Source organism: Spirochaetota bacterium, from assembly GCA_017999915.1.
Lineage (GTDB): Bacteria > Spirochaetota > UBA4802 > UBA4802 > UBA5550 > RBG-16-49-21.
The window spans coordinates 1-23,245 of record JAGNKX010000005.1 but is presented as its reverse complement, the minus strand read 5'-3'; the positions used below and the strand labels follow the sequence as shown (position 1 = coordinate 23,245).

Below are 23,245 nucleotides of genomic sequence, written 5' to 3'. Positions count from 1 at the left end.
GATCGGCATTCACCCTCGCCTTACTAAGGAGAGGGGGTTGGGGGGTGAGGTCTTACAATGTGAGAGCACGCGGCGTCGTCCCGAGTTTGCCGAAGGCAGCGCGGGTGAGGTCTGGGTGTGCTTTATTAACAGGAGAAATATATGAGTCAGTTAAAAGTTCTCAAGGGCAGGAATGGTATAATATTCAGTGCCGTGATGAACGTCATCATCCCGCAGGGAGGGGCCTTTAAGCCAGGGGCCGCTGATTTTGACCTGCTGCCGCGGGCTGACGAGGTGCTCATGAGCTACGACCCGGCCATACGCAAGCTTTTCCCACTGATGCTGAACTATATCCAGTTCAGCTCGATCCTCCGCAAGGGAAGGTGCTTCACGAGCCTCACCATGGACAAGGGGATCCATGTCCTTGAAGCAATGGAAACAAGCCCCTTCTTTTACCGGAGGATAATGATACTCCTCATGAAGCTTCTTACCATGCTCACGTTTTATGAAAGCGACGACAACGCGCGCCTCACGGGGTACGAGCACGGATGCCATTCGGCCCGATAGGCGCGCAAGCGCTTGCTCGACTATCGGGCCGGGACATTATCAAAAGGGAACGATCATGATAAAAAAAATACAGGACTATACCGGCGATATCAAAGAATCCTGCGACGTCTGCGTCATCGGCAGCGGTCCCGGCGGCGGCGTGGCCGCCAAGGAACTGGCGGAGAAGGGCCTGTACGTGGTGCTTCTCGAGGAGGGGGGGCATTATACCGCGAAGGAGTGGGACGGCAAGCCGGTGAAGGGCCTCATCGACATGTACCGCCACGGCGGCACCACCGGAACCATGGGAAACCCCTTCATATCCCTCACCCTGGGGAAGTGCATCGGCGGCACCAGCACCGTCAACTCCGCCACCTGTTTCCGGACGCCGGCCCCGGTGTTGAAGAAGTGGCGCGACGAGCTGGGCCTCGGCGCCATGACCGAGGAGACCCTGAATCCCTATTTCGACAGGGTCGAGAAAATCGTCAATGTCACGGACCTCCCCTGGGACCTGCTGGGGAACAACGCGAAGATCGTGAAGCGCGGCTGCGACAAGCTCGGCTACACCTGCAGGCCCCTGCGGCACAACGTGAAGGAGTGCAGGGGATGCGGGCCCTGCCAGTTCGGGTGCCAGGAGAACTCCAAGCAGAGCGTCAATGTGACCTATATCCCGAAGGCCGAAGCCGCCGGGGCTCGCATCTATGCCAATTGCCGTGCGGAAGGTGTCATCATTAATAACGGAGTTGCCGAAGGAGTGGAAGCCTCCGTTGTCGATCCGAAAACGGGCAGGCGCCTGTACGGCTGCACCGTCAAGGCCCGGGCCGTCGTGGTCTCCTGCGGCGCCATGATAACGCCTTCCTTCCTGAAGTGGAGCGGCCTGACGAACAGGCATATCGGCAGGCACCTGCAGATCCATCCGGCGGGCAGGGTCGTGGCCCTGATGAACGAAGAGGTCAGGGGATGGCAGGGCGTTTCCCAGGGCGCCTATATCAAGGATTTCGAGGACGAGGGTATCATGATGGAGGGCGTCATGGTCCATCCGTCCCTTCTCCTGGCGGCCCTCCCCGGCGTCGGGTTCAGCCACAAGGATATGGCGGTCAGGTACAACAACCTGGCGGTCTTCGGCGTCATGGTCCATGACGAGGGCGAGGGCCGCGTGCTCAAGGGCTTCAGTCCCAGGAGGAACAGGGGCATCATGGCGTCCTACATGATCACGCGCACCGATGCGGACAAGCTCAAGAGGGCCATCGCCTACCTGGCGAAGATATTTTTCGCCGCCGGGGCCCTGCGCGTGTACACGGCGATTTCAAAGATGCCTTATCTCGATTCCGTGGAAGACGCGGACCGGCTGCTGAAGCTGCGCGTCAGGCCGAACCAGATCGAGACCATGGCCTTTCATCCTCTCGGTTCGTGCCGCATGGCCTCCGGTCCGAAGCAGGGGGCGGTGGACGGCTGCGGCGAATCCTTCGAAGTGAAGAACCTCTTCGTGGCGGACGGCAGCGCCGTCCCCACGTCGCTGGGCGTAAACCCGCAGATCACCATCATGGCCCTGTCGAATTACGTGGCCGACGGGATTGCGAAACGCCTCTGCTGACGGCGGCCGCAGTGTCCCCGGGCCGTACCTTTAATCTTTCTTGTGCCCGTCATTGAACATGCCGGGGTAGAGCTTCATCATGCAGTCCGGGCAGATGCTGTGGGTGAAGACCATGTCCTTCTTGTCGCGGAGGTATTCGTCGATGGAGGTCCATGATCCCGGGTTTTCCGGGTGGTCATTGTCCGTGCGGATTTTTTTGCAGCCGGAGCAGATCGGGAGAAGCTGCTCGATCTCGGCAAGGCGCGTCTCGGCGCGGCGGTATCTCCTCACCTGGCGGACCATGGAAACGGCGATAGCCGCAGCGACCAGTAGAATGGCGGAGGCAATGATCATGCCCATTTCCCTCTGGTCGTTGTCGGCATAGCTATGGATGGCCGCCACCGCGTTTTCGATGGTATGCAGTAAATCTTCATTGTGGTCCAGAATATAGCGCAGTGAGTCCGGATCTTTTCGTTCGAGATATCGAAGAACGTGGTTCCTGAAGGGCTCCCACTCCTCCATTGCCCTGTTAAGGATGATTTGGCTGGAGCGGTGCTCCATGGCGCGTATCTTCATGGTAACGGTGCCGCTCTGTTCCATGGGCACGGCCCCTCCGCTGGCAATGCCGTTTATGGTCCCGTGAAAGAAATCAAGCGTATTCAGGACCTTGCTTTTTGTCATTGTACCGTCACGGTACAGAAGCACCTCTTTTGTTATCTGCTGCGACAACATGCGCAGGCGGCCGGATGCGTTTATTCTGAGGTTATCTTCAATCTGCAGACGTATATACGAGTAGATGGCGATGGAATAGGCGATTATAACCGCTCCTATGACGCAATACAGCAATATGAAACGCGGAGAGAGTGTTGCCGTTGTTGCCGTTTGTTTCGTTTTATCGTTCATGTTTGTATATGTGTACGGCAATGATCTTTTGTTACCGCTCCTCATGCATTGGTTTTGCGTTATTCTTATTTCATTTCCGTGAACCTTGTTCCTGTCCAGGCGCAACTACTTTGTTTAGTCTCTTTGAGGATGTATTTTTTCTTTGCATCATCGAACTCCTCATGGGTCATGATTTTCACCAGGCCGTTCTTTATCCCTTTTTTCTCATCCGGGAAGATAAAATTCTCAAAACTGTGAAACACGCCGCCCTCCACCATGTTCAACGAATGCGGGCCGCAGATGATCTCGGACCCGTTGTACACCAGCACGATGGTGCCGAAGGGGAAGCCGCAGGCCGGGTAATTGAAATCAAGGGTGATCACGTTGGATACTCCGGCGAATCCGCGATTGCCGTGGAGCTCCGCCGCTATGGTGTAGCTGAAGGCCCGGTCTCCATCGAGAATGCCGATGGCCTCCAGGGATGTCTTTGAGATTATTTTCCCTCCGCCGGCGATCATTGCCAGGACCGGGATCGTCCCGGTGTTCTTCGCGCTCTTTATGGCGAAGAGGATTATGGCCGGATTTCCTTTATATTGCACCGGCAGGGATGCCACTGACAGGAACCCGCCCCAGACGAATCCCCGGAGGAAACCCTTGGCGCCGTTGTAGCTGACCTGGTACCAGGACGCCTTCAGGCCGTCAACAGTGTAGGTCGCATCGCTCCGTTTTTCGACCTTGACCTGGTATCCGACGGGAAGGTTGTCGATGATATTGTTCCCTATGGCGGGAACGCTGCGGATGTTGACCGTGTCAGCCGCGAGGAAGACCAGGGCTCCTTCTTCAAAGGCCCCCATGGTGTACACCTGCATCTTGGTGCCCGCATTGGCGTATACTGTGAAGTGAATCAAGAAAAGGATCATGGCGGGTATTATTTTTTTCATGGTATGCTCCTGGTAATAGTATGGAGATATTGCTATACCATGAGGATAATATATCAATATTTTTTTGCTTGCATGTTCCGGTTTCCGCGTAATAATGCTGCCCTGGGTTTGTGCGATAAAACAAAAATTCATCCTGAACGAGGAGTATGCCATGGCTCATGTACAGATCAACACGAATACATTCATTCCGATGCCGATGAGCATCGTCGGCACCATGCTGAACGGCAAGGAAAACTTCATGGCGGTCGGATGGGTCGCCAGGGTCAACGCGAAGCCGCCCATGATAGCAGTCGGCATCGGCAACAGCCACGCGACCCGTGACGGCATCGTGGAGACAAAGGCCTTCAGCGTGAATATCCCGGGTGCCAGGCTGATGGAGAGGACCGATTACGTTGGGATTGTATCCGGTCATAATACCGACAAGTCGGCCGTCTTTGACGTCTTCTACGGCGCATTGAAGGGGGCGCCCCTTATCCGGGAGGCGGCCGTGTGCCTTGAATGCAGGCTCGTGCAAGCCGTTGACCTTGGTACCAATTCCCTCTTCATAGGGGAGATCACCGGCGCCTGGGGCGAGGAATCATGCCTGGCGGGAAAGAGCCCCGATTACCAAAAGGCGGGGGCGTTCTTCCTCACCATGCCGGACAATCGCTACTGGGCCTTTGGCGAGAGCATCGGCAAGGCCTGGTCCGACGGAAAGGGATACAGGAAGTGACCGGGTGGCATATATTATTATTGACAGATGATTCTTTCGTTATATTAAATTGCTTCATCGTCCCGATTGGATCGGGACTCCTCGCAATGACAGGTTGGATTGTCTGGCATTTTTAAATGGCTTCTAGTCAAAAAAACACGAAACAGAGGTGGAATCATATGAAAAAAATAATAAGTAACTGGCCGGGATTATTGCTGATCGCTTTTCTGGTGGCAGTCTTCATGTCATGTTCGACATCGAAGATCTCCATGAACAAGGCTGAAATGGCGAAGGTGGATACCGTTGCGGTAATGAACTTTGACTCGTCCGAGGGGATCCCCAAGGTGGTCGTGACCGAGTGCGAAGAGGCCTTCCGCGGCCATTTTGTCGACGTGGGCAAAAAGGTCGTCGAACGGTCCAAGCTGAAAACCATCTTGAAGGAGATCGAGCGCTCCCAATCCGGCGTGGTGAGCAATGCCGAGGAGATCGGGCGCCTGTCGGGCGCACAGGCTCTCCTCTTCGGCACCGTCACCCGTAACGGGGAGGAGGTGAAGTGGGTAGAGTACTATGAATACATAAAGAATAAGCAAACCAAGGAAACTGAAAAGATAAAGAAGACAAAAAGAATGAAATTTTTCATGTTCCAGGTCCAGGCCCGCCTTGTATCAACAACGAACGGCGCCACTATCTTGACAATCAAGAACGAATATCCCGAGCGATCCTACGAAATGACCGATACCATGACGCTGAACCGCTTCAGGGAAAACATCCTGAACCAGATGGGAAAGGATCTGAAAAAGGCACTGGAAGAGAAAAAATAAAGCCCGCCCGCCCATGCCGGTTCCTCCCCGGGGATGGAATCGGCATGGCCCCGTTTTTTTGGTATTAATTAATCTTTTTTTATTGACAACAATCGGCTGCGTCATTATTTTACATTCAGATTGGTTGGTCGTCCAATTTAAAAGTTGGACATTAATTTAAATAATCATTAAATTCAATTTATGCGGTTTTATGAATATGGTTTGCCCGTATTCATTTAATGATCCGCTTTAAGAAAAAAAATAAATTGGTTGGCTGTCCAATCAATAACTTGGCTGAATACTTGCGATACAATCAGCCAATGTTCTTTTGAATTATTTATCGGTTGGTATCTATGCTGCTTAAAGGATGTCTCCATACACATACCACCTGCTCGGACGGCAAGCTGACGCCGCAGGAAGCGGCCAATGCTTACGAGGCCAGGGGGTATGATTTTGTGGCTTTTACGGACCACGACTATCTGCTGAAGCCGAATTACCGGGAACTCTATGACCAGGTCAAAACTGACATGATCATTTTCCACGGCATCGAGATAACGGCGTTTGTCAGGGGCTACATTCATGTTAACAGGATCGAAGGGGACAGCGAGACGCTCCATATCTTCAACCATATCGGCGAGTACGATATGACGCCGGAACAGGTGCTGGAGCGGCTTGTCGAACTGGAGAAGATGTATCCGCTGGACGCGGTGGAGATAACGACCAAGGGCTTTCGCGATACGGTGTTTGAATCGCTGAACATCCGGTATCCGAAGATCGCCTCGGACGACTCCCACACGCTGGTGGGAATCGGACGGGCCTGGATAGAATTGGACGCAAAACGCGATAAGGATTCAATATTGCGCGCGGTCAAACAGGGAACGTTCTGGAACTGTTACGTGTAACGGTCCGGGACAGGGCAAACCTCACGACCGGCCCCTTTCCATCGTCCATCCTTACCCCTTCTTCATTATGTGGAGATGGGGCAAGGTCAAATAAGGAGAGTGCGGTGCCGGGCGCCGGTGAGGTTGTAGGGATTGAGAATGAAATGAAAAACAGAAAGATTACGCAGGAGGTTTATTGTGATCCTTTATCTTTTCAGTAAAAACAGGAGGATGGGTAATGGGTAAAAGAATAGCGATCTGCGCCGTCGCGCAGGTTAAAAACGAGCCGGCATACGATCACATGCGGTTCCAGAACATGCTTCTCGAATGCTTCGAGCCGATAATGGAGCAGACCAAGGTCACCTATGACATGGAAAAAGGCATCAGGACTATCATTTCCTGCTCAGATGACGTGTTTGACGCGCGGACCATATCCGACAACGGTATGACTGACGTGCTGGGAGCGCATTTCCGCGGCGAAGAAAAAATGGCACAGGAGAGCCTCAACGGCCTCGGCTACGCCATGGCCAGCATTCTCAGCGGCCATGATGACGTGATACTCTTCATGGGCCATTGCAAGGAATCCCAGGGAGAGAGCCGGCGGATGGCGACTAACCTCGCCTATGATCCCTTCTATTGCCGTCCCCTCGGCATGGATTTCCAGAACGTCGACGCCCTGCAGGCCAGGGCATACATGGAAAAATCAGGCGTCACGGACGCGCACCTCGCAAAGATTGTGGTCCGTTCAAGGAAAAACGCGAAAAAGAATCCCTTTGCGCGTGAAAATAAACTCGTTGATGAAAAAGAAGTCATGAATTCGCCGATGTACCTTGACCCGCTGAGGGAGATGCACGTGTATCCTGTCACCGACTGGGCCTACGGCATGCTTCTCTGCTGCGAAGAGAGGGCAAAAGAGTTCTGTAAGAACCCCGTATGGATCTCCGGGTACGGCAGCTGCATAGACCGTTACTTCCTCGGCGACAGGGACCTTGCCGGCAATTTTTCTCTTAAAAACGCGGCGCAGCGCGCCTATGAGAAGGCTGGCATCAAGGACCCGAGAAAAGAAATACAGGTGTTTGAATTGAGTGACCACGCCGCGCACCAGCTCCCGATGTGGGCCGAGGGCGTCGGCATTGCCGATGAAGGCAAGGGCGGCAAGTGGATCGACGACGGCGGCATGGACAAGTTCAACGTGAACCTGTCGGGCGGCCAGCTCAACGGCAACCCGCTCCTCCTCGGGGGCGCGGCACGGGCCATCGAATGCTACTATCAACTCGCCGGGCAGGCGGGGGACCGCCAGGTCAAGGGCGCCAAGAAGGCCCTCGCACAGGCCGCGACCGGCGGAGCCGGCCAGCACCAGGCCGTTATAGTAATGGAAGCGTAGGGAGGTTTGACAATGGCACACAGAAAGAAAAACAGAAACGTCGGCATTATCGGCATCGGGCAGACCAAACATTCCAGCCACCGCGAGGATGTCAACCAGCCTGAAATGATACATGAAGCGGTCAGCCTGGCCTTGAAAGACGCGGGCCTGACCATGAAAGACATAGATTGCGTCGTGCACGGCAACATGGAGCTCTTTGAAATGGTGCACCAGCCGGATATGTGGCACACCCTGGGCACAGGCGCTTTTGGCAAGGACTGTATCCGGATCACCACCGGCGGTACCGTCGGCGGGACGCTCAATATCGCGTCGGATAACCTGGTAGCTTCGGGCATGTATGATATAGTCATGGCCATCGGCTTCGAGAAGCAGCAGGAAGGCCATACCACTGGAGGTATCACCAACATGGCGGACCCCCTCTGGTTCCGGAAGATCCAGGCGGGCGCCCTCACCGGCTCCGCCGCATATGACGTCATAGACACGATAGGCCTGGAGCGCGCCAACAGGGCGTCGCTGACCTACCGCATCATCATGGACAAGCACGCTGGACTCAATCCCAACGCGCACCGATCCTTCGGCCTCGATTTCAGTCAGATAGACGACCTCGTCAAGACATCGCCGCGCCTCGTCGGCGACCTGAAGCTCATCGAGATGTGCTCCCAGTCCGACGGTGCCTGCTGCGTCATTTACGCCTGCGAGAAAAAGGCGAAAGAACTCAGCAAGAACCCGGTGTGGATACGGGACCATATCACGGTACACAAGGAAGAGACCTTCACTATATTCGGATACAACAAGAAGTATCCCTGGATGAGGACCCATAAATTCGCGGCTGAGCAGCTATTCAAGCGCAACGATATCAAGGTTCCCATCGAATACTTCGACGTGTTTGAGATGTACGATCCGGCGACCTGGTGGGCCATGGACTGGATTAAGGACTTCTTCGGCCTCGAGGGCGATGAGCATATTAAGCTTATCGAAGCCCATGAAATCATGATCGGCGGCAAAATGCCCATCAACCCGTCCGGCGGCGTTATCGGGTCGAACCCCATCGGCGCCACGGCACTGATCCGGGTGGCTGAAGCGGCGCTGCAGGTTCGCGGCAATGCGGGAGGCCACCAGATACCGACCCCGGTCAATCACGCGCTCGCTTCCGGCTTCGGCGGCACCATGTGGACGGTGCTCACGATGCTCGAGAAGGAACTTAACTGGTAGGAGGAGAATTATGGCAGAATACTGGGGAGTAAAAGTAGAAGATATATTCAACTCAATGAAGGAACGCTTCCGTCCCGAAGGCGCCAAGGATGTCGACGCCGTCTTCGGCTACGACATCAAGGACGAGGGTAAGTGGAAGCTGACGGTCAAGAACGGTGCGATGACCATCGAGAAGACCGATAACCTGTCCGGCGCCGTGGCGACCATGAAGGCCGACGGTGAGACTTTCGTGGGCGTCAACACCGGCAAGGTGGACGCGGCCAACGCCTTCATGGGCGGCAAGGTCAAGGTCGACGGCGACATGGGCGCCTTCGGCAAGACCGGCAAGCTCTTCCGCAAGTTCGTCATAGGGCCGAAGGCGATGACGACAAAGGAGTATCTCGCGGATATGTTCGCGACAATGGTGCCGCGCTTTAAAGCCGACGCCTCCGATGGTGTCGACGCCTCCTTCGCCTTTGACCTGGGCGGACCGGACGGCGGCAAGTGGACCGTATTTGTAAAGGATAAAAAGTGCTCGATCACGGAGACCATAGAAGGGAAACCGACGGTTACCCTGGAGTTCAACGACGCCAAGGACTATGTCGACTTCATCCTGGGAAAAATCGACGCCCAGAGCCTGATGGCATCCGGCAAGGCCGGGGCCAAGGGCGATATCAACATGATGGCCACGAAATGGCCGGTCCTTTTTGATAAATATAAGGACCCCGCGGGGGGCGCCGCTCCCGAGCAGGAGCTCCTGGCGATCAAGAGGACCATATCGGTCAACCAGAAGTTCGCTACCGGTCCCGTCATGGGCAAATTCCTCAAGGGGCTGAAAGACAAGAAGATCATCGCCAACAAATGCCCCAAGTGCGGCCGTCTGCAGCTGCCGCCCCGGGAAGTGTGCGCTGAGTGTCGTATCCGCGTCAATGAATACGTGGAAGTCGGTCCCAAGGGAGAGGTCCGCTACATGGACATCGTTTACTACGCAATGCCCGACCCGCTTACCGGCGTCGCACGGGAGACCCCGTATGGATCGATCAACATCCTCCTGGACGGCTGCAAGGGGAACGAGACCCTGCCGCATTTCATCCGGAGGGACCAGATAGAAAAGATACAGATGGGCTGGGACGATAAGAAGGGAACCCGGGTCCGCCCCGTCTGGGAGGAAAACCGGATCGGCGACATCTGGGACATCAAATATTTCGAAATAGATGAATAAGGAGCAGGGATATGACAACCAAGCCAATGAAAGGATTTGAAGATAGCTTTCTTGTTGAAGGTAAGATGGCGCTTCCTTACACCTACTTCGCAGGCCGGGTCGGCAGCAAGTTCATCACGACCATTCGGGACCAGAAGAAGATCATGGGAGTAAAATGCCCTACCTGCAACACCGTATACCTTCCCCCGCGGCAGGTATGCGACAAGGACTTCACCGATATCCGCGAGAACTGGGTCGAGGTGGGCAACAAGGGTTCGGTGACGAATTTCACGGTGGTGCGCTATGACGACAAACACCATCCGCGGAAGGCGCCCTTTGTCCTGGCCCTCATACACCTGGAAGGCGCAACGACGCCCTTCATGCACATTCTCGAGGAATGCAAAATCGAGGACGTGAAAATAGGGATGAAAGTGGAGGCCGTGTTCGCGAAAGAAACCACGAGCACGATCCTCGACATAGATCATTTCAAGCCCGCCGTTGAGACTCTGTCGGTTCATGAGCGCAATGCGGCGCGGAAACAGTGGGTTCCCGATGACGAACCCGATACTCAAGTAACTAAAAGAGGGGGAAAACCAGATATGTCAAAACCAGCAATTCTCACGGCGGCACTCACCGGCGCCGCAACCATGAAGAACCAGAACCCGAACGTGCCGTACACGCCGGCCGAGTTCGCGGAAGAAGCCTACAAGTGTTACAAGGCCGGGGCGGCCATGGTGCACGTCCACGCCCGCGAGGAAAACGGCATGGCAACCCATGATCATGGCCGGATCAAGGCGACCCACGACGCGATCAAGGACAAGTGCCCGGATCTCATCGTGAACCTGAGCTCCGCCGTCGGCATGGGCAAGACCCCGGAGCAGCGGATCAGCCAGATCGTGGCGATCAAGCCGGAAATGGCCTCCCTGAACACCAACACGATGAACTTCAGTATCATCGACCGGAAGACCGGCAAGATCTTCATCGACTTCGTGTTCGAGAACACCTTCACCATGCTGCAGGATTTCGGCAAGGCCATGGAAGAGAACGGCGTAAAGCCGGAGATAGAAGTGTACGACATGGGCGGCCTCGACAACACGATGCTTATCGCCAAGCAGGGCATCTTCAGCGACCCGATGAACTTCAACTTCGTCTGGGGCGTCGCCGGCGGGCAGTCCTTCAGGGCCGATTCCTTCATAGCCCTCATGAACGCCCTGCCGCCGAAGGCCACCTTCACCACCTGTGGCGTCGGAACGGACGAGTTCCCGGCCATCATGCAGTCCTGCCTCCTGGGCGGCAATATGAGGGTCGGCCTCGAGGATAACATCCGGATGCCCAACGGCGAGCTGGCCAAGGGCAGCTACGAGCTTGTTGAAGTGGCAGCAAGGATGTGCGAGTGCATTGGCAGACCGATAGCGACGCCGGCCGAAGCACGCGCGATGATGGGATTGAAGAAGAAGTAATCTTGCTGCACCCCTCCCTTGATGGGAGGGGCAGGGGGAGGGTGTAAATAAGAAACCCACCCCCACCTCGGTCCTCCCCCATCAAGGGGGAGGATGTGAGGCACATGTACTATTATGAGGTGTGTCAATGAGTGCGAAATGCAGTTATGAAGTCAATGAACGGGGCGTGGCTCTTTTGAAGATCAATAACCCGCCGATGAACGCCCTGGACGAGCAGACCATGCTGGAGCTGGAATTCTGCCTCCACAAGATTCAGGTTGATGATCCGGTCAAGGTCGTGGTGATAACCGGCGAAGGCGGTACCTTCGTCGTCGGCGCGGATATCAACAAGGTGCAGAATGTCAATACCAGGGAGGCGGGTGAGACGCTCACCGGCCGGGCCCATGAAATAATGAATCTTATAGAATTTTCACCGAAACCGATGATCGCCGCCATCAACGGTCTCTGCCTGGGCGGCGGCACCGAGCTTGCCCTGGCGTGCCATATCCGGTTCATCAGCGACCAGGCCCAGATGGGCCTTCCGGAAGTCATGCTGGGCGTCATGCCGGGCTTCGGCGGGACGCAGCGCGCGGCGCGCGTACTGGGCAAGGCGCGGGCCATGGAGATCATGCTCTCCGGCAAGTTCCTCCCCGCGGCTGAATGCGACAGGATCGGCCTGGTGAACCGGGTCATTCCCCACGCGAATCTTTTAGAAGAGGCGATGAAGTTCGCGAAAGATCTATCCTTCAAGGGAGGGGTGGTCATGGGGGCCATCATCGAGGCTGTCACGAAGGGAGTGGATCTTCCCCTCGAAGAAGGACTCAAGCTTGAAAGCAGTCTCTTCGGCAAATTGGCCGAGACTGAGGATAAGAAGGAGGGTATCGCGGCATTTTTGGAAAAGAGAAAGCCCGTTTTTAAAGGAAAATAATGGAGCAGGCGTCAACGCCGCTCGTTGGGTGTTATGAGATTCATGCGGCTTGCTGACCGGCGCGCATAATGACCTGAACAGTTTGGAAACAACGATTGTACTATAACATAGGGGGCTTGTGATGGATATGACAGAAAAGACTATTAATGATGTGTTTCGCAATCGGGTCAAGAAATATGGTGATAGGCTTGCGGTTGAGAAAAAACTTCGCGGCGTATGGGAAGGCGCGTCGTGGAACGAGTACTACGAACGGGCCCGCGCGGCGGGGCTCGGCCTGTATTCTCTCGGCATAAGGAAGGGGCAGATGGTGGCGTTGCTGGCTGATAACCGGCTGGAGTGGCTATACGCCGACCTGGGCACCCTGGGTATCGGCGCGGTCGTGATCCCGGTCTACCAGACCCTTGTTTCGGAAGAGATAGAATATATACTCAACAACTCCGAATCTAAAGTAATTATCGCGGAAAACAAGAGCCAGCTCAAGAAGGTCCTGGAAATAGAGAAAAAGTGCCCGGCACTCGAGAAGATAGTCGTCATGGAAGAGAAGGACGCTGATAAATCGCATCCCAAGATCATGACCTTCAACGAACTCCTGGAACTCGGTAGAAAGAAGCACGCCGAGGACCCGGCCCTTTTCGAAAAGCTCGCACAGGAAGTCACGCCGGACGATCTCGCGACCCTGGTCTATACTTCCGGGACAACGGGACTGCCCAAGGGCGCCATGATTTCACACGGCAATATTTTCTGGATCGTCCAGTCCCTCGATAAGATCGAGCCGCATTTCGCCTCCGACAAGGATGTCCTTGTCGCGTTTCTGCCGCTGTCGCACGTGTTCCAGCGGATAGCCGGCCACTTCTACGCCATGTACTGCGGCATCTGGACATCCTACGCGGAAAGCATCGATACGCTCCTCGACGACTTCGCGGAGAAGCGCCCCACCATGATCCTCGCGGTGCCCCGCGTATGCGAAAAGGTGTACCAGAAGATCATGGCACAGGTGCAGGAACAGTCGGCCTTCAAGCAGAAAGTGTTCAGGTGGGGCCAGAAGGTGGGCAACCGCATCAGCGAATACCGCGAAAAGCACAAGAGCATACCCATTACGCTCAAGCTGAAATACAAGATCGCCTACGCGATCATCTTCAAGAAGCTCCAGGAAAAGCTGGGCGGTCGCGTCTCCTGGATGACGGCATCGGGCGCCCCCACGGCCGAGGAGATCATACGGTTCTTCAACGCCGCCGGTATCACCGTCATATCGGGATACGGCATGACGGAAACCACGGCTCCCGCCACCATGCAGTCCCTGGCCGATTACAAGATCGGAACCGCGGGCAAACCGATGCCCGGCCAGGATATGAAGATCGCCGACGACGGCGAGATACTGCTCAAGGGCGGCAACGTCATCAAGGGTTACTGGAAATTGCCTGAGGAGACGGCGGAAGCCTTCACGCCGGACGGTTATTTCATGTCGGGTGACATCGGGATGTTCGACGAAGAGGGTAACCTTCTCATCACGGACCGCAAGAAGGACCTCATCATCACCTCCGGCGGGAAGAACGTCGCGCCGCAGAAGATCGAGGGCCTCTTCAAGTCCGATCCTCTCTTCACCCAGTTCATCGTCATCGGCGAGAAGAAGAAATACCTCTCCGGCCTGTGCAATATCAACCTGGAAGAGGTTGAGCGGTTCGCCAAGCAGGAAGGCATATCCTACGACAAGCCGGCCGAACTGCTGGACAACCAGAAGGTGCTCGATATGATCCAGAAGCACGTCGACGAGCGCAACACCCACCTGGCCAAGTACGAATCGATCAAGCAGTACCGGATCGTGAAGACGGATTTTTCCCAGGAAGGCGGCGAGCTGACACCGTCGCTCAAGGTCAAGCGGAAGGTCGTGCAGGAGAAGTACAAGGACCTCATCGCGGACATGTACGGCAAGGAAGCGGTCGACGAATTGTACGCGCAAAAATCTAACTAAGGAAACAGCGGTAGCGTTACACGTTACGGCAATATAAATCCGGGAGGATTAAGGAGATACAATATGAACAAGGCAGTTGAACTGAAACAGGGCCAAAACCAACTGTTTTCCGATCCTGATGCCGACAAGGCTCGGGAGTTCTTCAGGCACAAATCCCGCGCCATGGTCAACAAGGTCACCACCGCGGAAGATGCGGTTAAGAGACTATTGAAAGACGGCGATTATCTGACCATAGGCGGGTTTGGCGCGAACAGGATCCCCACGGCTATCCTGCATGAGATATGCCGGCAGGGAAAGAAAAACCTGGCCTTTGCGGGCCATACGGCGACCCATGACATGCAGATACTGGTCGCGGGCGATTGCATTGACCGGCTGGATATAGCTTATATCATAGGTCTCGAAGCGCGGGGCCTTTCCCCCAGCTCGCGCCGCGCGGTCGAAAGCGGCAAGATCAAACTCACTGAATGGACCAACGCGACGCTTTCCTGGCGGATCAAGGCCGCGGCCATGGGCCTGTCGTTCATCCCCGCGCGCAACATCATGGGGACCGACACATTCAAGTACAGCGCGGACAAGGAGATCCTGTGCCCCTTCACCGGGCAGAAGTACGTGGCTCACCCTGCGCTCTATCCGGACTTTGCCGCCATCCACGTCCATGAGTGCGACGTATATGGAAATGCCCACGTATTCGGCTCCTCGGTGTCCGACCAGGACCTGGCCAAGGCGGCCAAGCGGGTCGTGCTCACGACGGAAAGGATCATCCCCAATGAAGAGATCAGGCGCCAGCCCCACGCGACCTTCATTCCCTTCTGGTGCGTTGACGCCGTCGTGGAGGTCCCCTATGGCAGCTATCCCGGCAACATGCCCTACGAGTATTTCTCGGACGAGGCATATCTGAAAGAATGGCTGAACATCGAGAAGGACCCCGAGGAATTCAAGAAGTTCTTCAAGAAGCAGGTTCTCGATACGAAGAACTTCAACGAGTACCTGGAATTGAACGGCGGCATCGAGAAGATGGTCAAGCTGCGCGCCATCGAGCATCTGACTGACAAGATATAAGGAGAATTACCATGGCAGATTATAATCCAATGGAATTAATGATATGTGTTGCGGCGCGTAACCTCGAGGACGGCGCGACCGTCGTCGTGGGTACCGGCGCACCCTGCGCGGCGGCCATGCTGGCGCAAAAGACCTATTCGCCCAACCTCTGCATCATGTTCGAGGCGGGCGGCATAGCGCCGATACTGCCCTCGATGCCGATTTCGGTAGGGGACTCGCGGACCTTCCACAGGGCGATCCTGGCCAGCTCCATGCCTGACGTCATGGAGACCTGCCAGCGCGGAATGGTGGACTATACCTTCCTTGGCGGGGCCCAGATCGACATGTACGGAAACATCAACTCCACCATGATCGGCGACGATCACGCGAAGCCGAAAGTTCGTTTCCCGGGATCGGGCGGCGCCAATGACCTGGCTTCCCTCTGCTGGCGGACCATGATGATGACGCCCCAGGACGCGAAGCGCTTCACTGACAAGATCAACTTCATCACGTCGCCCGGCTATCTCCATGGCGGAACCTCCCGGTACGATGCGGGACTTCCCAAAGGGACCGGCCCCTACCGGATCATCACCAACATGGCTATCATGGGCTTCGACGAGGAGACCAAGTGGATGAAGGTGCTCAACGTCAACCCGGGTTACAGCCGGAAAGACATACAGGACAACTGCGGGTTCGAGTTGAAGTGGGCCGAAAAGCTGACCGATACCGATCCTCCCAAGCCGGAAGAATTACGCATTCTCCGTGAAGAGGTCGATCCGCACCGGTATATAATAGGAAGATAGAAGATTCTTTACCCTCACCCCCGGCCCCTCTCCCATTAAGAATTGATAAAAAGGAGAGGGGAGGGAGCCGGGCAGGTGATGAAGAAACCCTCTCCTTTGTTCCAATCTTCATGGGAGAGGTGCCAAACAGGATGTTTCAATGCCGAACGCGGACAGGACGTCCAAAAAGCGTTCGGCGTGCCCGGAGGGCGGTGATGGTAAAACATACAAGGAGAGCAATCATGTCCGATCAATTCAAAGGCATTGAGCCGATGGTGTACAACAGCAAGATCAATGTCCCCTACTCATGGTGGGCCGGCGATACGGCCAGCAAGTTCTATATCTCATTGAGGGACGAAAAAAAGATTATCGGGACAAAATGCAAGGCATGCAATAAGGTTTTCATTCCTCCCCGCAAAGTGTGTCCGACCTGCTTCACGGAAAATGCCGAGTGGGTGAACGTGTCCGACGAGGGGACGGTCATTACCTATACGGTGGCGCGGCGCCAGTTCGCCGCCATTCCCAACGACAAGAAGGTCCCGGTCATATGGGGGCTGATAAAGCTGGACGGGGCCGATACCGCCATGCTGCATTACCTCGGCGATGTGAAGCCTGAGGACGTGACTATCGGCATGCGCGTGAAGGCGGTGTTCTCGGACGAGCGCAAGGGAACGATCCGCGACATCTCGCATTTCAAACCGGTGAAATAAGGAAGGAGCGCAGATATGGATAGAGCAGCGATAATCGGCGTCGGAATGACGAAAATAGAGAAGGCCAAGGTCGGCGAGACCTTCGCCGACATGGCGTGGGAGGCGGTGAACAAGGCGCTGGCCGATGCGGGAATGACCATCGATGATATCGACAACGTCGTGACCACCTCCAGCGACTTCTGGGATGGCAGGACCATATCCTGCATGGCCGTGGGAGACGCCAGCGGCGCGGCGCACAAGAACGTTTCCTGCGTCGAGGGTGACGGCACCTATGGCGCGTTTTACGGCATGACCAGGAGCCTTTCCGGGTCGTACAAAACGACCCTGGTGACGGGGCATTCCAAGGGCTCCCAGAGCGTATCGAGCCTCATTACGAATTGCTCCTTTGACCCCATCTACGAGCGGGGCCTGGGCATGGACATGGTGACGGCCTGCGCCATGCAGGCGAAATCCTATATGCACCGCACCAAGACCGCGCCGGAACAGCTGGCCATGGTTTCGGTGAAGAACCACGGCAACGCGCAGAAGAATCCCGTGGCGCAGCTTCCGATGAAGCTGACCGTGAATGACGTGCTGAAATCGGAAATGGTGGCCGATCCTCTCCACAAGCTTGACTGCTCCCCCGTATCCGACGGGTGCGCGGCGGTCATCATCGCCCACGAGTCGGTGGCGACGAAGTTCAAGCAGAAGCCGGTCTGGATCAAGGGCGTATCCTTTTGCGCCGACACCTTCTTCTTCGGCGACCGGGACCTGTCCCGGGCGAAGTCCCTCGTCGAAGCGGCGAAGAAAGCCTACGCGATGGCGGGCATAAAGGACCCGAAAAAAGAGATTGATCTCGCTGAAGTATATGACGCATTCACCTATCAGGAGCTGATGTGGCTCGAGGAAATGGGCCTCGCCGATGATGCGACCGCGGGAAAGCTCCTTGAAAAGGGAGAGTACAATATCGACGGCAGGCTGCCGGTAAACGCGTCCGGCGGGCTCCTGTCAGGACATCCCGTTATCGCCGCCGGCCTCTATAGCATGGCCGCGGTGGTGAAGCAGCTCAGGGGAGACGCCGGCGGCTTCCAGGTCAAAAAGGCGAAGACCGGCCTGGTGCACGGCGTGAACGGCCTCGGCGGCCAGTCCCACTGCGTGTGGATTCTTGACAAGGACAAGTAGGAGGAAGACCATGGCTAAACGAGTTGCAATTGTAGGAACCGGGCAGACTTTCCATAAGAGCCATCGCCCCGATGTGAACGGACAGGAGCTGATCAACGAGGCCGTCATGCGGGCGCTCAATGACGCGAATCTCAAAATGAAGGACATAGACGCGATAGTTATCGGCAACATGGACCATTTCGAGGGGGTCAACTACGTCGACTGCTGGAGTGTTGACGGCTCCGGCGGAACCATGAAGCCGATCATAAAGCTGACCACCGGCGGCACCACCGGGTGCACCGTCGCCATCGGCGGCTACCACCTGGTAGGATCGGGCATGTTCGAAAAGGTCCTGGTCATAGGCTGGGAGAAGAACTCCGAGTCGGACACCACCGGCGCCATCACCACCGCTTTTGATCCCATATGGGACCGGCTGGTGTTCGCAGGCGCCATTTCGGGCCTCGCGGCTGAAGCCCAGGGGTACATGGCACGCTACGGCGCATCAGACCGGGACGGCGCCCGCGTATCCGTGCGCGACCGGAAGCACGCGATGAACAATCCCCACGCGCAGCTCCGGAAGGAAGTGACCCTCGAGGAGGTCCTGGCCTCGCCGATGCTGGCGGACCCAATACATCTCCTGGACGTGTGTCCGCGGACCGACGGCGCCTGCGCGGTCATCATGGCGAGCGAAGACGTCGCCGAGAAGATATGCCCGAAGCCGGACTGGATCTGGGCCACGGCGGTGCGCCACAGCTACTCGTACCTGGGCGACGCCGATTACGGGCGCCTCACCAGCATGCGCGAAGGCTCCCAGGAAATGTTTAAAAAGGCGGGCATCAAGGAGCCCCGAAAGGAGCTTGATGTCATAGAACTGTATCAGCCCTATTCATTCGGCGGGCTCATCTGGATCGAGGACATGGGCATCGTCGGTCCCGGCGAGGCGCCCCAGTATATCTGGGACGGCAACACCGACATGGGCGGCGAGCTTCCCATCAACCCGTCGGGCGGCGTCATAGCGACGAATCCGATCGGCGCGACCGGCCTCATCCGCTGCGCAGAGGCGGCGATGCAGGTGATGGGCAAGGCCGAGGGCCGGCAGGTGCCGGATGTCAATTTTGCCTTCAGCAGCGGCTTCGGCGGCTGCTGGTGGACCGATATGATCCTGCACGGCAAGAAAAAGCCGAAGTGACGGATGCCTAGTCCCCCTCCCTTGATGGGAGGGGATAGGGGAGGGTGGTTATCATGAGACACCCCCACCCGGCCTCCCCCATCAAGGGGGAGGGGATACAGAGGAGGAAATTTATGGCTGAGAAAGAACATATTATCATTGAATCAGGCGACGCGGTGCAGCCCTTCAAATATTCGGTGGGCATGCATGGGAGCAAGTTTTTCACCGAGATACGGGACAACAAGCGCTTCATGGGCCTCAAGTGCCCCAAGTGCGGTAAGGTGTACATTCCGCCTCGCGGCGTATGCGGCGAGTGCTTCGTCGAGATGAAGGACTGGGTCGAAGTGGGACCGAAGGGCGTTATCGGCACTTTCACCATTCTTCGCTTCGCCTTCATCGACCCGGAAACGGGCCATCAGAAGCCGGTACCGTACGGGTACGGATTTATTAAGTTTGACGGCGCGGATACCCTGTTCCAGCATTACATCAGCGTCGAGGATGAGAAGAAAATCAAGGTCGGCGCCCGGGTCGAGCCCGTTTTTTCGAAGAATCCGAAGGGGAGCATCCGGGACATCGAGTATTTTAAAGTTATTGATTGATTGCGGCTGCGGCCATCCCGCCGCCTGCCGCGAGGAGATGGCCGTTGTCTGATTTCATGGAGGAATTACCGCAAGTTGAAATAAATCCTTCAAAGAGGATTTTAAGAATGCAGGGGACGGTGTGCGGCGGCATAAGCACCGGCACCGAGAAGATCAGAAGCGGCTATGGTAACGGCGACTGCCTTTATTTCGATTTCGACCATATGGTCTTCGCCGTTGCCGACGCCACGGAGCGTTTCCCCTGGGCGTCCCGGGATCTTTTAAATCGATTATCGGAAAGCCTGCTCAAATCAGGAGTGCCGGATACGCCTGAAGGCTGGAAGGAAATGATCAACTCCGAGGTCTATGCTGATCAGAAATTCCAGCACAAGACGACATTCAGCTGCATAGCCATACGGCAGGACCCGGACGGGGTCTCGCTGATTATAGCGCACGGCGGAGACAGCGCCGTGACCGTGATGGACAGCGTCACCGGCGCCATCTGCCACCAGACCCCGCGCGACATGTATTTCGCGGGGAGGAGCAAGGAGATCGCCGACGTGAGGGAGTACCGGATGAATGATCCCAACGGAAGGATCCTCGTTTCGTCGGATGGTTTTGACGATATATGGCGGTTCTGCATGCGCCGGTCGCTCCTCGGCGGCGCCCGGGAGGTATTCAGTCAGCACCCTCTGGATCGCATATGCGAAATGATCCTCGGGATACTGGACGAAAACAGGGGCGTGTTTGAGCATGATGATATCGGTTTTATGATCATAGATCCTTTCAGGATGAAGCGGATTGACGGCGCGGCGGTGCTCATGGGCGGGACAAAGCCCCATGAGGAACACCGGTACCTGTCGGAGTACGCAGCCGAGTCTCATGACCGGTGGGTGTCAGGCGAAGAATGGAGCGATAGCGTTGATGAGCTTGATGGTGCCGGGATACGGGCGTTGTTACGTCAGCGGCGGACCGAAGGGCAGTAGCAAGGTATTGTATAACAGTCTAAGGCCTTGAGGGCATATAAAAAATTTTGGGGGATACGGCGCAGTTATGAATGAACGGAGTAAGAGCGATATAATTAACCTGAGACGGAACCAGCTGACCAGGGCCGCCTATAAGGTCGTGGGCCAGAAGGGTTATTACGATTTCACGATACGCGATATTGCCCGTGAAGCGGGATTGTCAACCGGATTGGTCCATTATTATTTCAAGAATAAAGAGGACCTCCTGCTGAATCTGCTGAAGGAGATCAACAGGAACATGCTGGTCGGTCTCAACCGGGCCATCACCAAAACCGATGATCCGCGTGAAAAGCTCACCATTTTCATGCAACAGGCCTTCGGGTTGGTCGAGAGTGAAAAGGACTATTTCTATATCGTCATCGACTTCTGGTCGCAGGTCAATAAGAACGACCGCATGAAGCGCGCGAACATCAAGCTTTTCAAGAGCTATCGCGAGGAAGTATCCAAGATACTGAAAGAGGGCTACGATCAGGGATATTTCGTGAAGATGGACATTGATTTCACCGCGGCAGTCGTCATATCGATCCTGCAGGGGCTGATAATCCAGTACGTGATCGACAACAACGCCTTCAATTTCGAGGAAATCACAAAAAGGGTCATGAAGCAGGTTAATGACTTGGTATACAAGAAGAAATAAGGCGGCGGGCCCGAAATGGTTCGCCCCAAAGCCAATTTGGTTGAATGATCAACCGAAAAATTGGATGATTCGCAAGCAAGGGATAATGCATAGAGCCGAGACTATGGGAAAGAGGGACTACCCTTTCAAGATTTTACATGTTTAACAGGAGGAAGCAATGGAGTTTGGATTTACTGAAGAACAATTGATGTTTCGAGAGACGGTGTATCGTTTCGCCAAGAAAGAAATCGCGCCGCTCGTCGAGCAGGCCGATCTTAAGTCTGAGTTCTCGAAAGAAATATGGTCGAAGCTGGGCGGCATGGGCCTCCTCGGACTGCCGTTCCCGGAAGAACTGGGCGGCTCCGGCGCCGATGTCGTGACCTGCTGCCTTTCGGGCGAGGCCCTGGGCCACGCCGGCGTGGACCAGGGGCACCTGCTTGCCCTGGGCGCGCACACGTACCTCTGCACGGACACGCTGTTCAAGAACGGGAATGACGCCCAGAGGAAGAAATACATACCCAAACTCGCCAGCGGCGAGTGGATCGGCTGCATGGGCCTCACCGAGCCGGGCGCGGGATCGGACGCCGGATCGCTGCAGACCTCGGCAGTGAAGAAGGGCGACAAGTGGATCCTCAACGGGTCCAAGACCTTCATCACCAACGCGCCGGTTTGCGAAGTCTGCGTGGTCTACGCCACGGTGGACAAAAAGCTGAAGCAGAACGGCATCACCGCCTTCATCGTGGAGAAAGGCTTCAAGGGCTTTTCCACGGGCGAGCCCTTTCATAAAATGGGAGTGCGTGCGTCCACCACGTCCGAAGTTTTCCTGGACAACTGCGAGGTTCCGGAAGAGAACCTTCTCGGCGAGGTCGGCAAGGGGATGGCATACACCCACGAGACCCTGTCCTGGGACCGCAGCGCCCTGCTGGCCCCCTTCATAGGCGGCATGCAGTTCGCCATCGAGGAGTGCACCAAGTACTCCCAGGAGCGGAAACAGTTTGAGAAGTCGATCAACCAATTCCAGGCGATCCAGCACAAGCTGGCCGACCTGAAGATAATAAAGGAAGCGGCGAAGATGGTGGTGTACCGGGTGGCCCACGACAAGGACACGAAAAAGCCCCTCAATCACATGCACACTTCCATCGCGAAGGCGGTCGTGGGAGACTGGGGCCTGAAGGCCGCGAGCGAAGCTGTACAGGTATACGGCGGGTACGGCTTCATCCACGATTACCCGATAGAGAAGTTTCTGCGGGATGCCAAGCTGGCGCAGATCGGCGGCGGTACCTCTGAGGTACAACGGTTTATCATTTCCCGCATCCTGAGCATGTTTTAGCTCGGGGAACGGAAACCGGACAACCATACACAAGACAGGAGAATGACAATATGAACTACGATATGACACCGGAACAACTATCGATAAAGGAGAACTTCGGGAAGTTCTGCTCTAAGGAGATCGAGCCCCGCGCCCAGCTCCTTGACCAGGCCTCCCACGCGGAAGTTGATAAGCTTATAAAAGAGAATATAAAGAAACTGGCCGACCTGGGCTACCTGGGCATGGGCCACGAGGAAGCCTACGGCGGGACGAACCTGGACCTGATCAGCCAGGCCATAGCGGGCGAGGAAGTGGCCAAGGCCTGCGCCTCCACCTTCCTTTCCTGCGGGGCCTCCTGCGGCCTCTTCGGCGTGCCGGTGAAGCTCTTCGGCACCGAGGCGCAGAAGAAGAAATACCTGCCCGGCATCATCAAGGGCGAGCTCATCGGCTGCTTCGGCCTCACCGAGCCGGAAGCGG

At 56.0% G+C, this 23,245-nt stretch carries 23 protein-coding genes; 21 read left to right on the top strand and 2 right to left on the bottom strand.

Translation table 11 applies throughout. From position 1 onward, the window contains the following. The first annotated feature begins 141 nt into the window (after positions 1–141). Both KA369_08820 and KA369_08815 read left to right on the top strand, forming a co-directional pair. The gene (locus KA369_08820; GenBank protein MBP7736057.1) at positions 142–546 is read left to right on the top strand and encodes a hypothetical protein; all 405 of its coding nucleotides are present in this window, start codon (positions 142–144) and stop codon (positions 544–546) included. 55 nt (positions 547–601) lie between these two features. Then, positions 602–2,116, top strand: a complete 1,515-nt coding sequence (locus KA369_08815; protein MBP7736056.1) for a GMC family oxidoreductase — start codon at positions 602–604, stop codon at positions 2,114–2,116. 30 nt (positions 2,117–2,146) lie between these two features. Here the strand turns inward: KA369_08815 and KA369_08810 are convergent, their stop codons facing one another. Continuing rightward, on the bottom strand, positions 2,147–2,998 hold the full coding sequence (locus KA369_08810; GenBank protein MBP7736055.1) for a type IV pili methyl-accepting chemotaxis transducer N-terminal domain-containing protein: 852 nt from the start codon (positions 2,996–2,998) through the stop codon (positions 2,147–2,149). 65 nt (positions 2,999–3,063) lie between these two features. Next, positions 3,064–3,918, bottom strand: coding sequence for an SH3 domain-containing protein (locus tag KA369_08805; GenBank protein ID MBP7736054.1), 855 nt, complete (start codon positions 3,916–3,918; stop codon positions 3,064–3,066). Positions 3,919–4,069: 151 nt separating this feature from the next. Between KA369_08805 and KA369_08800 the strand changes: the two genes are divergently transcribed. The 19 genes from KA369_08800 to KA369_08710 all read left to right on the top strand — a co-directional run. Next, the gene (locus tag KA369_08800) at positions 4,070–4,630 is read left to right on the top strand and encodes a flavin reductase family protein (protein MBP7736053.1); all 561 of its coding nucleotides are present in this window, start codon (positions 4,070–4,072) and stop codon (positions 4,628–4,630) included. A 158-nt stretch (positions 4,631–4,788) separates the two neighbouring features. Continuing rightward, the gene (locus KA369_08795) at positions 4,789–5,430 is read left to right on the top strand and encodes a hypothetical protein (protein ID MBP7736052.1); all 642 of its coding nucleotides are present in this window, start codon (positions 4,789–4,791) and stop codon (positions 5,428–5,430) included. Between the two features lie 332 nt (positions 5,431–5,762). After that, positions 5,763–6,311, top strand: coding sequence for a hypothetical protein (locus tag KA369_08790; protein MBP7736051.1), 549 nt, complete (start codon positions 5,763–5,765; stop codon positions 6,309–6,311). A gap of 217 nt (positions 6,312–6,528) precedes the next feature. Beyond that, the gene (locus tag KA369_08785) at positions 6,529–7,674 is read left to right on the top strand and encodes a thiolase family protein (protein MBP7736050.1); all 1,146 of its coding nucleotides are present in this window, start codon (positions 6,529–6,531) and stop codon (positions 7,672–7,674) included. A gap of 12 nt (positions 7,675–7,686) precedes the next feature. Next, positions 7,687–8,886, top strand: coding sequence for a thiolase family protein (locus tag KA369_08780; protein ID MBP7736049.1), 1,200 nt, complete (start codon positions 7,687–7,689; stop codon positions 8,884–8,886). A 10-nt stretch (positions 8,887–8,896) separates the two neighbouring features. Further along, positions 8,897–10,087 carry an SCP2 sterol-binding domain-containing protein gene (locus tag KA369_08775; protein ID MBP7736048.1) on the top strand — a complete coding sequence of 397 codons (1,191 nt, stop codon included), beginning with the start codon at positions 8,897–8,899 and terminating at the stop codon, positions 10,085–10,087. Positions 10,088–10,098: 11 nt separating this feature from the next. After that, complete coding sequence (locus tag KA369_08770) at positions 10,099–11,526, top strand: 3-keto-5-aminohexanoate cleavage protein (protein ID MBP7736047.1); 1,428 nt, start codon at positions 10,099–10,101, stop codon at positions 11,524–11,526. 127 nt (positions 11,527–11,653) lie between these two features. Further along, positions 11,654–12,433: an enoyl-CoA hydratase/isomerase family protein gene (locus tag KA369_08765; protein MBP7736046.1), complete on the top strand. Its 780-nt coding sequence runs from the start codon at positions 11,654–11,656 to the stop codon at positions 12,431–12,433. Positions 12,434–12,554: 121 nt separating this feature from the next. Then, positions 12,555–14,402: a long-chain fatty acid--CoA ligase gene (locus KA369_08760; GenBank protein ID MBP7736045.1), complete on the top strand. Its 1,848-nt coding sequence runs from the start codon at positions 12,555–12,557 to the stop codon at positions 14,400–14,402. Between the two features lie 63 nt (positions 14,403–14,465). Then, positions 14,466–15,461 carry a CoA transferase subunit A gene (locus tag KA369_08755; GenBank protein MBP7736044.1) on the top strand — a complete coding sequence of 332 codons (996 nt, stop codon included), beginning with the start codon at positions 14,466–14,468 and terminating at the stop codon, positions 15,459–15,461. 11 nt (positions 15,462–15,472) lie between these two features. Continuing rightward, the gene (locus KA369_08750) at positions 15,473–16,243 is read left to right on the top strand and encodes a 3-oxoacid CoA-transferase (GenBank protein ID MBP7736043.1); all 771 of its coding nucleotides are present in this window, start codon (positions 15,473–15,475) and stop codon (positions 16,241–16,243) included. 221 nt (positions 16,244–16,464) lie between these two features. After that, positions 16,465–16,932: a Zn-ribbon domain-containing OB-fold protein gene (locus KA369_08745; GenBank protein MBP7736042.1), complete on the top strand. Its 468-nt coding sequence runs from the start codon at positions 16,465–16,467 to the stop codon at positions 16,930–16,932. Positions 16,933–16,947: 15 nt separating this feature from the next. Continuing rightward, on the top strand, positions 16,948–18,093 hold the full coding sequence (locus tag KA369_08740) for a thiolase family protein (protein MBP7736041.1): 1,146 nt from the start codon (positions 16,948–16,950) through the stop codon (positions 18,091–18,093). 10 nt (positions 18,094–18,103) lie between these two features. After that, on the top strand, positions 18,104–19,261 hold the full coding sequence (locus KA369_08735; GenBank protein MBP7736040.1) for a thiolase family protein: 1,158 nt from the start codon (positions 18,104–18,106) through the stop codon (positions 19,259–19,261). A 137-nt stretch (positions 19,262–19,398) separates the two neighbouring features. Next, entirely contained in the window at positions 19,399–19,839 is a 441-nt protein-coding gene (locus tag KA369_08730; protein MBP7736039.1) for a Zn-ribbon domain-containing OB-fold protein, read from the top strand. 107 nt (positions 19,840–19,946) lie between these two features. Continuing rightward, complete coding sequence (locus KA369_08725; GenBank protein MBP7736038.1) at positions 19,947–20,804, top strand: hypothetical protein; 858 nt, start codon at positions 19,947–19,949, stop codon at positions 20,802–20,804. Between the two features lie 67 nt (positions 20,805–20,871). Next, positions 20,872–21,480: a TetR/AcrR family transcriptional regulator gene (locus KA369_08720; protein MBP7736037.1), complete on the top strand. Its 609-nt coding sequence runs from the start codon at positions 20,872–20,874 to the stop codon at positions 21,478–21,480. A 157-nt stretch (positions 21,481–21,637) separates the two neighbouring features. Further along, entirely contained in the window at positions 21,638–22,789 is a 1,152-nt protein-coding gene (locus tag KA369_08715) for an acyl-CoA dehydrogenase family protein (GenBank protein MBP7736036.1), read from the top strand. Between the two features lie 50 nt (positions 22,790–22,839). Beyond that, positions 22,840–23,245, top strand: a 406-nt coding sequence (locus tag KA369_08710; GenBank protein ID MBP7736035.1) for an acyl-CoA dehydrogenase family protein, incomplete at its 3' end; no start/stop codon positions are given.

Bases quoted from the DNA above. Each gene is read 5' to 3' on its own strand.
- KA369_08820 (MBP7736057.1), top strand. From the start codon at position 142: ATGAGTCAGTTAAAAGTTCTCAAGGGCAGGAATGGTATAATATTCAGT.
- KA369_08815 (MBP7736056.1), top strand. From the start codon at position 602: ATGATAAAAAAAATACAGGACTATACCGGCGATATCAAAGAATCCTGC.
- KA369_08810 (MBP7736055.1), bottom strand. From the start codon at position 2,998: ATGAACGATAAAACGAAACAAACGGCAACAACGGCAACACTCTCTCCG.
- KA369_08805 (MBP7736054.1), bottom strand. From the start codon at position 3,918: ATGAAAAAAATAATACCCGCCATGATCCTTTTCTTGATTCACTTCACA.
- KA369_08800 (MBP7736053.1), top strand. From the start codon at position 4,070: ATGGCTCATGTACAGATCAACACGAATACATTCATTCCGATGCCGATG.
- KA369_08795 (MBP7736052.1), top strand. From the start codon at position 4,789: ATGAAAAAAATAATAAGTAACTGGCCGGGATTATTGCTGATCGCTTTT.
- KA369_08790 (MBP7736051.1), top strand. From the start codon at position 5,763: ATGCTGCTTAAAGGATGTCTCCATACACATACCACCTGCTCGGACGGC.
- KA369_08785 (MBP7736050.1), top strand. From the start codon at position 6,529: ATGGGTAAAAGAATAGCGATCTGCGCCGTCGCGCAGGTTAAAAACGAG.
- KA369_08780 (MBP7736049.1), top strand. From the start codon at position 7,687: ATGGCACACAGAAAGAAAAACAGAAACGTCGGCATTATCGGCATCGGG.
- KA369_08775 (MBP7736048.1), top strand. From the start codon at position 8,897: ATGGCAGAATACTGGGGAGTAAAAGTAGAAGATATATTCAACTCAATG.
- KA369_08770 (MBP7736047.1), top strand. From the start codon at position 10,099: ATGACAACCAAGCCAATGAAAGGATTTGAAGATAGCTTTCTTGTTGAA.
- KA369_08765 (MBP7736046.1), top strand. From the start codon at position 11,654: ATGAGTGCGAAATGCAGTTATGAAGTCAATGAACGGGGCGTGGCTCTT.
- KA369_08760 (MBP7736045.1), top strand. From the start codon at position 12,555: ATGGATATGACAGAAAAGACTATTAATGATGTGTTTCGCAATCGGGTC.
- KA369_08755 (MBP7736044.1), top strand. From the start codon at position 14,466: ATGAACAAGGCAGTTGAACTGAAACAGGGCCAAAACCAACTGTTTTCC.
- KA369_08750 (MBP7736043.1), top strand. From the start codon at position 15,473: ATGGCAGATTATAATCCAATGGAATTAATGATATGTGTTGCGGCGCGT.
- KA369_08745 (MBP7736042.1), top strand. From the start codon at position 16,465: ATGTCCGATCAATTCAAAGGCATTGAGCCGATGGTGTACAACAGCAAG.
- KA369_08740 (MBP7736041.1), top strand. From the start codon at position 16,948: ATGGATAGAGCAGCGATAATCGGCGTCGGAATGACGAAAATAGAGAAG.
- KA369_08735 (MBP7736040.1), top strand. From the start codon at position 18,104: ATGGCTAAACGAGTTGCAATTGTAGGAACCGGGCAGACTTTCCATAAG.
- KA369_08725 (MBP7736038.1), top strand. From the start codon at position 19,947: ATGCAGGGGACGGTGTGCGGCGGCATAAGCACCGGCACCGAGAAGATC.
- KA369_08720 (MBP7736037.1), top strand. From the start codon at position 20,872: ATGAATGAACGGAGTAAGAGCGATATAATTAACCTGAGACGGAACCAG.
- KA369_08715 (MBP7736036.1), top strand. From the start codon at position 21,638: ATGGAGTTTGGATTTACTGAAGAACAATTGATGTTTCGAGAGACGGTG.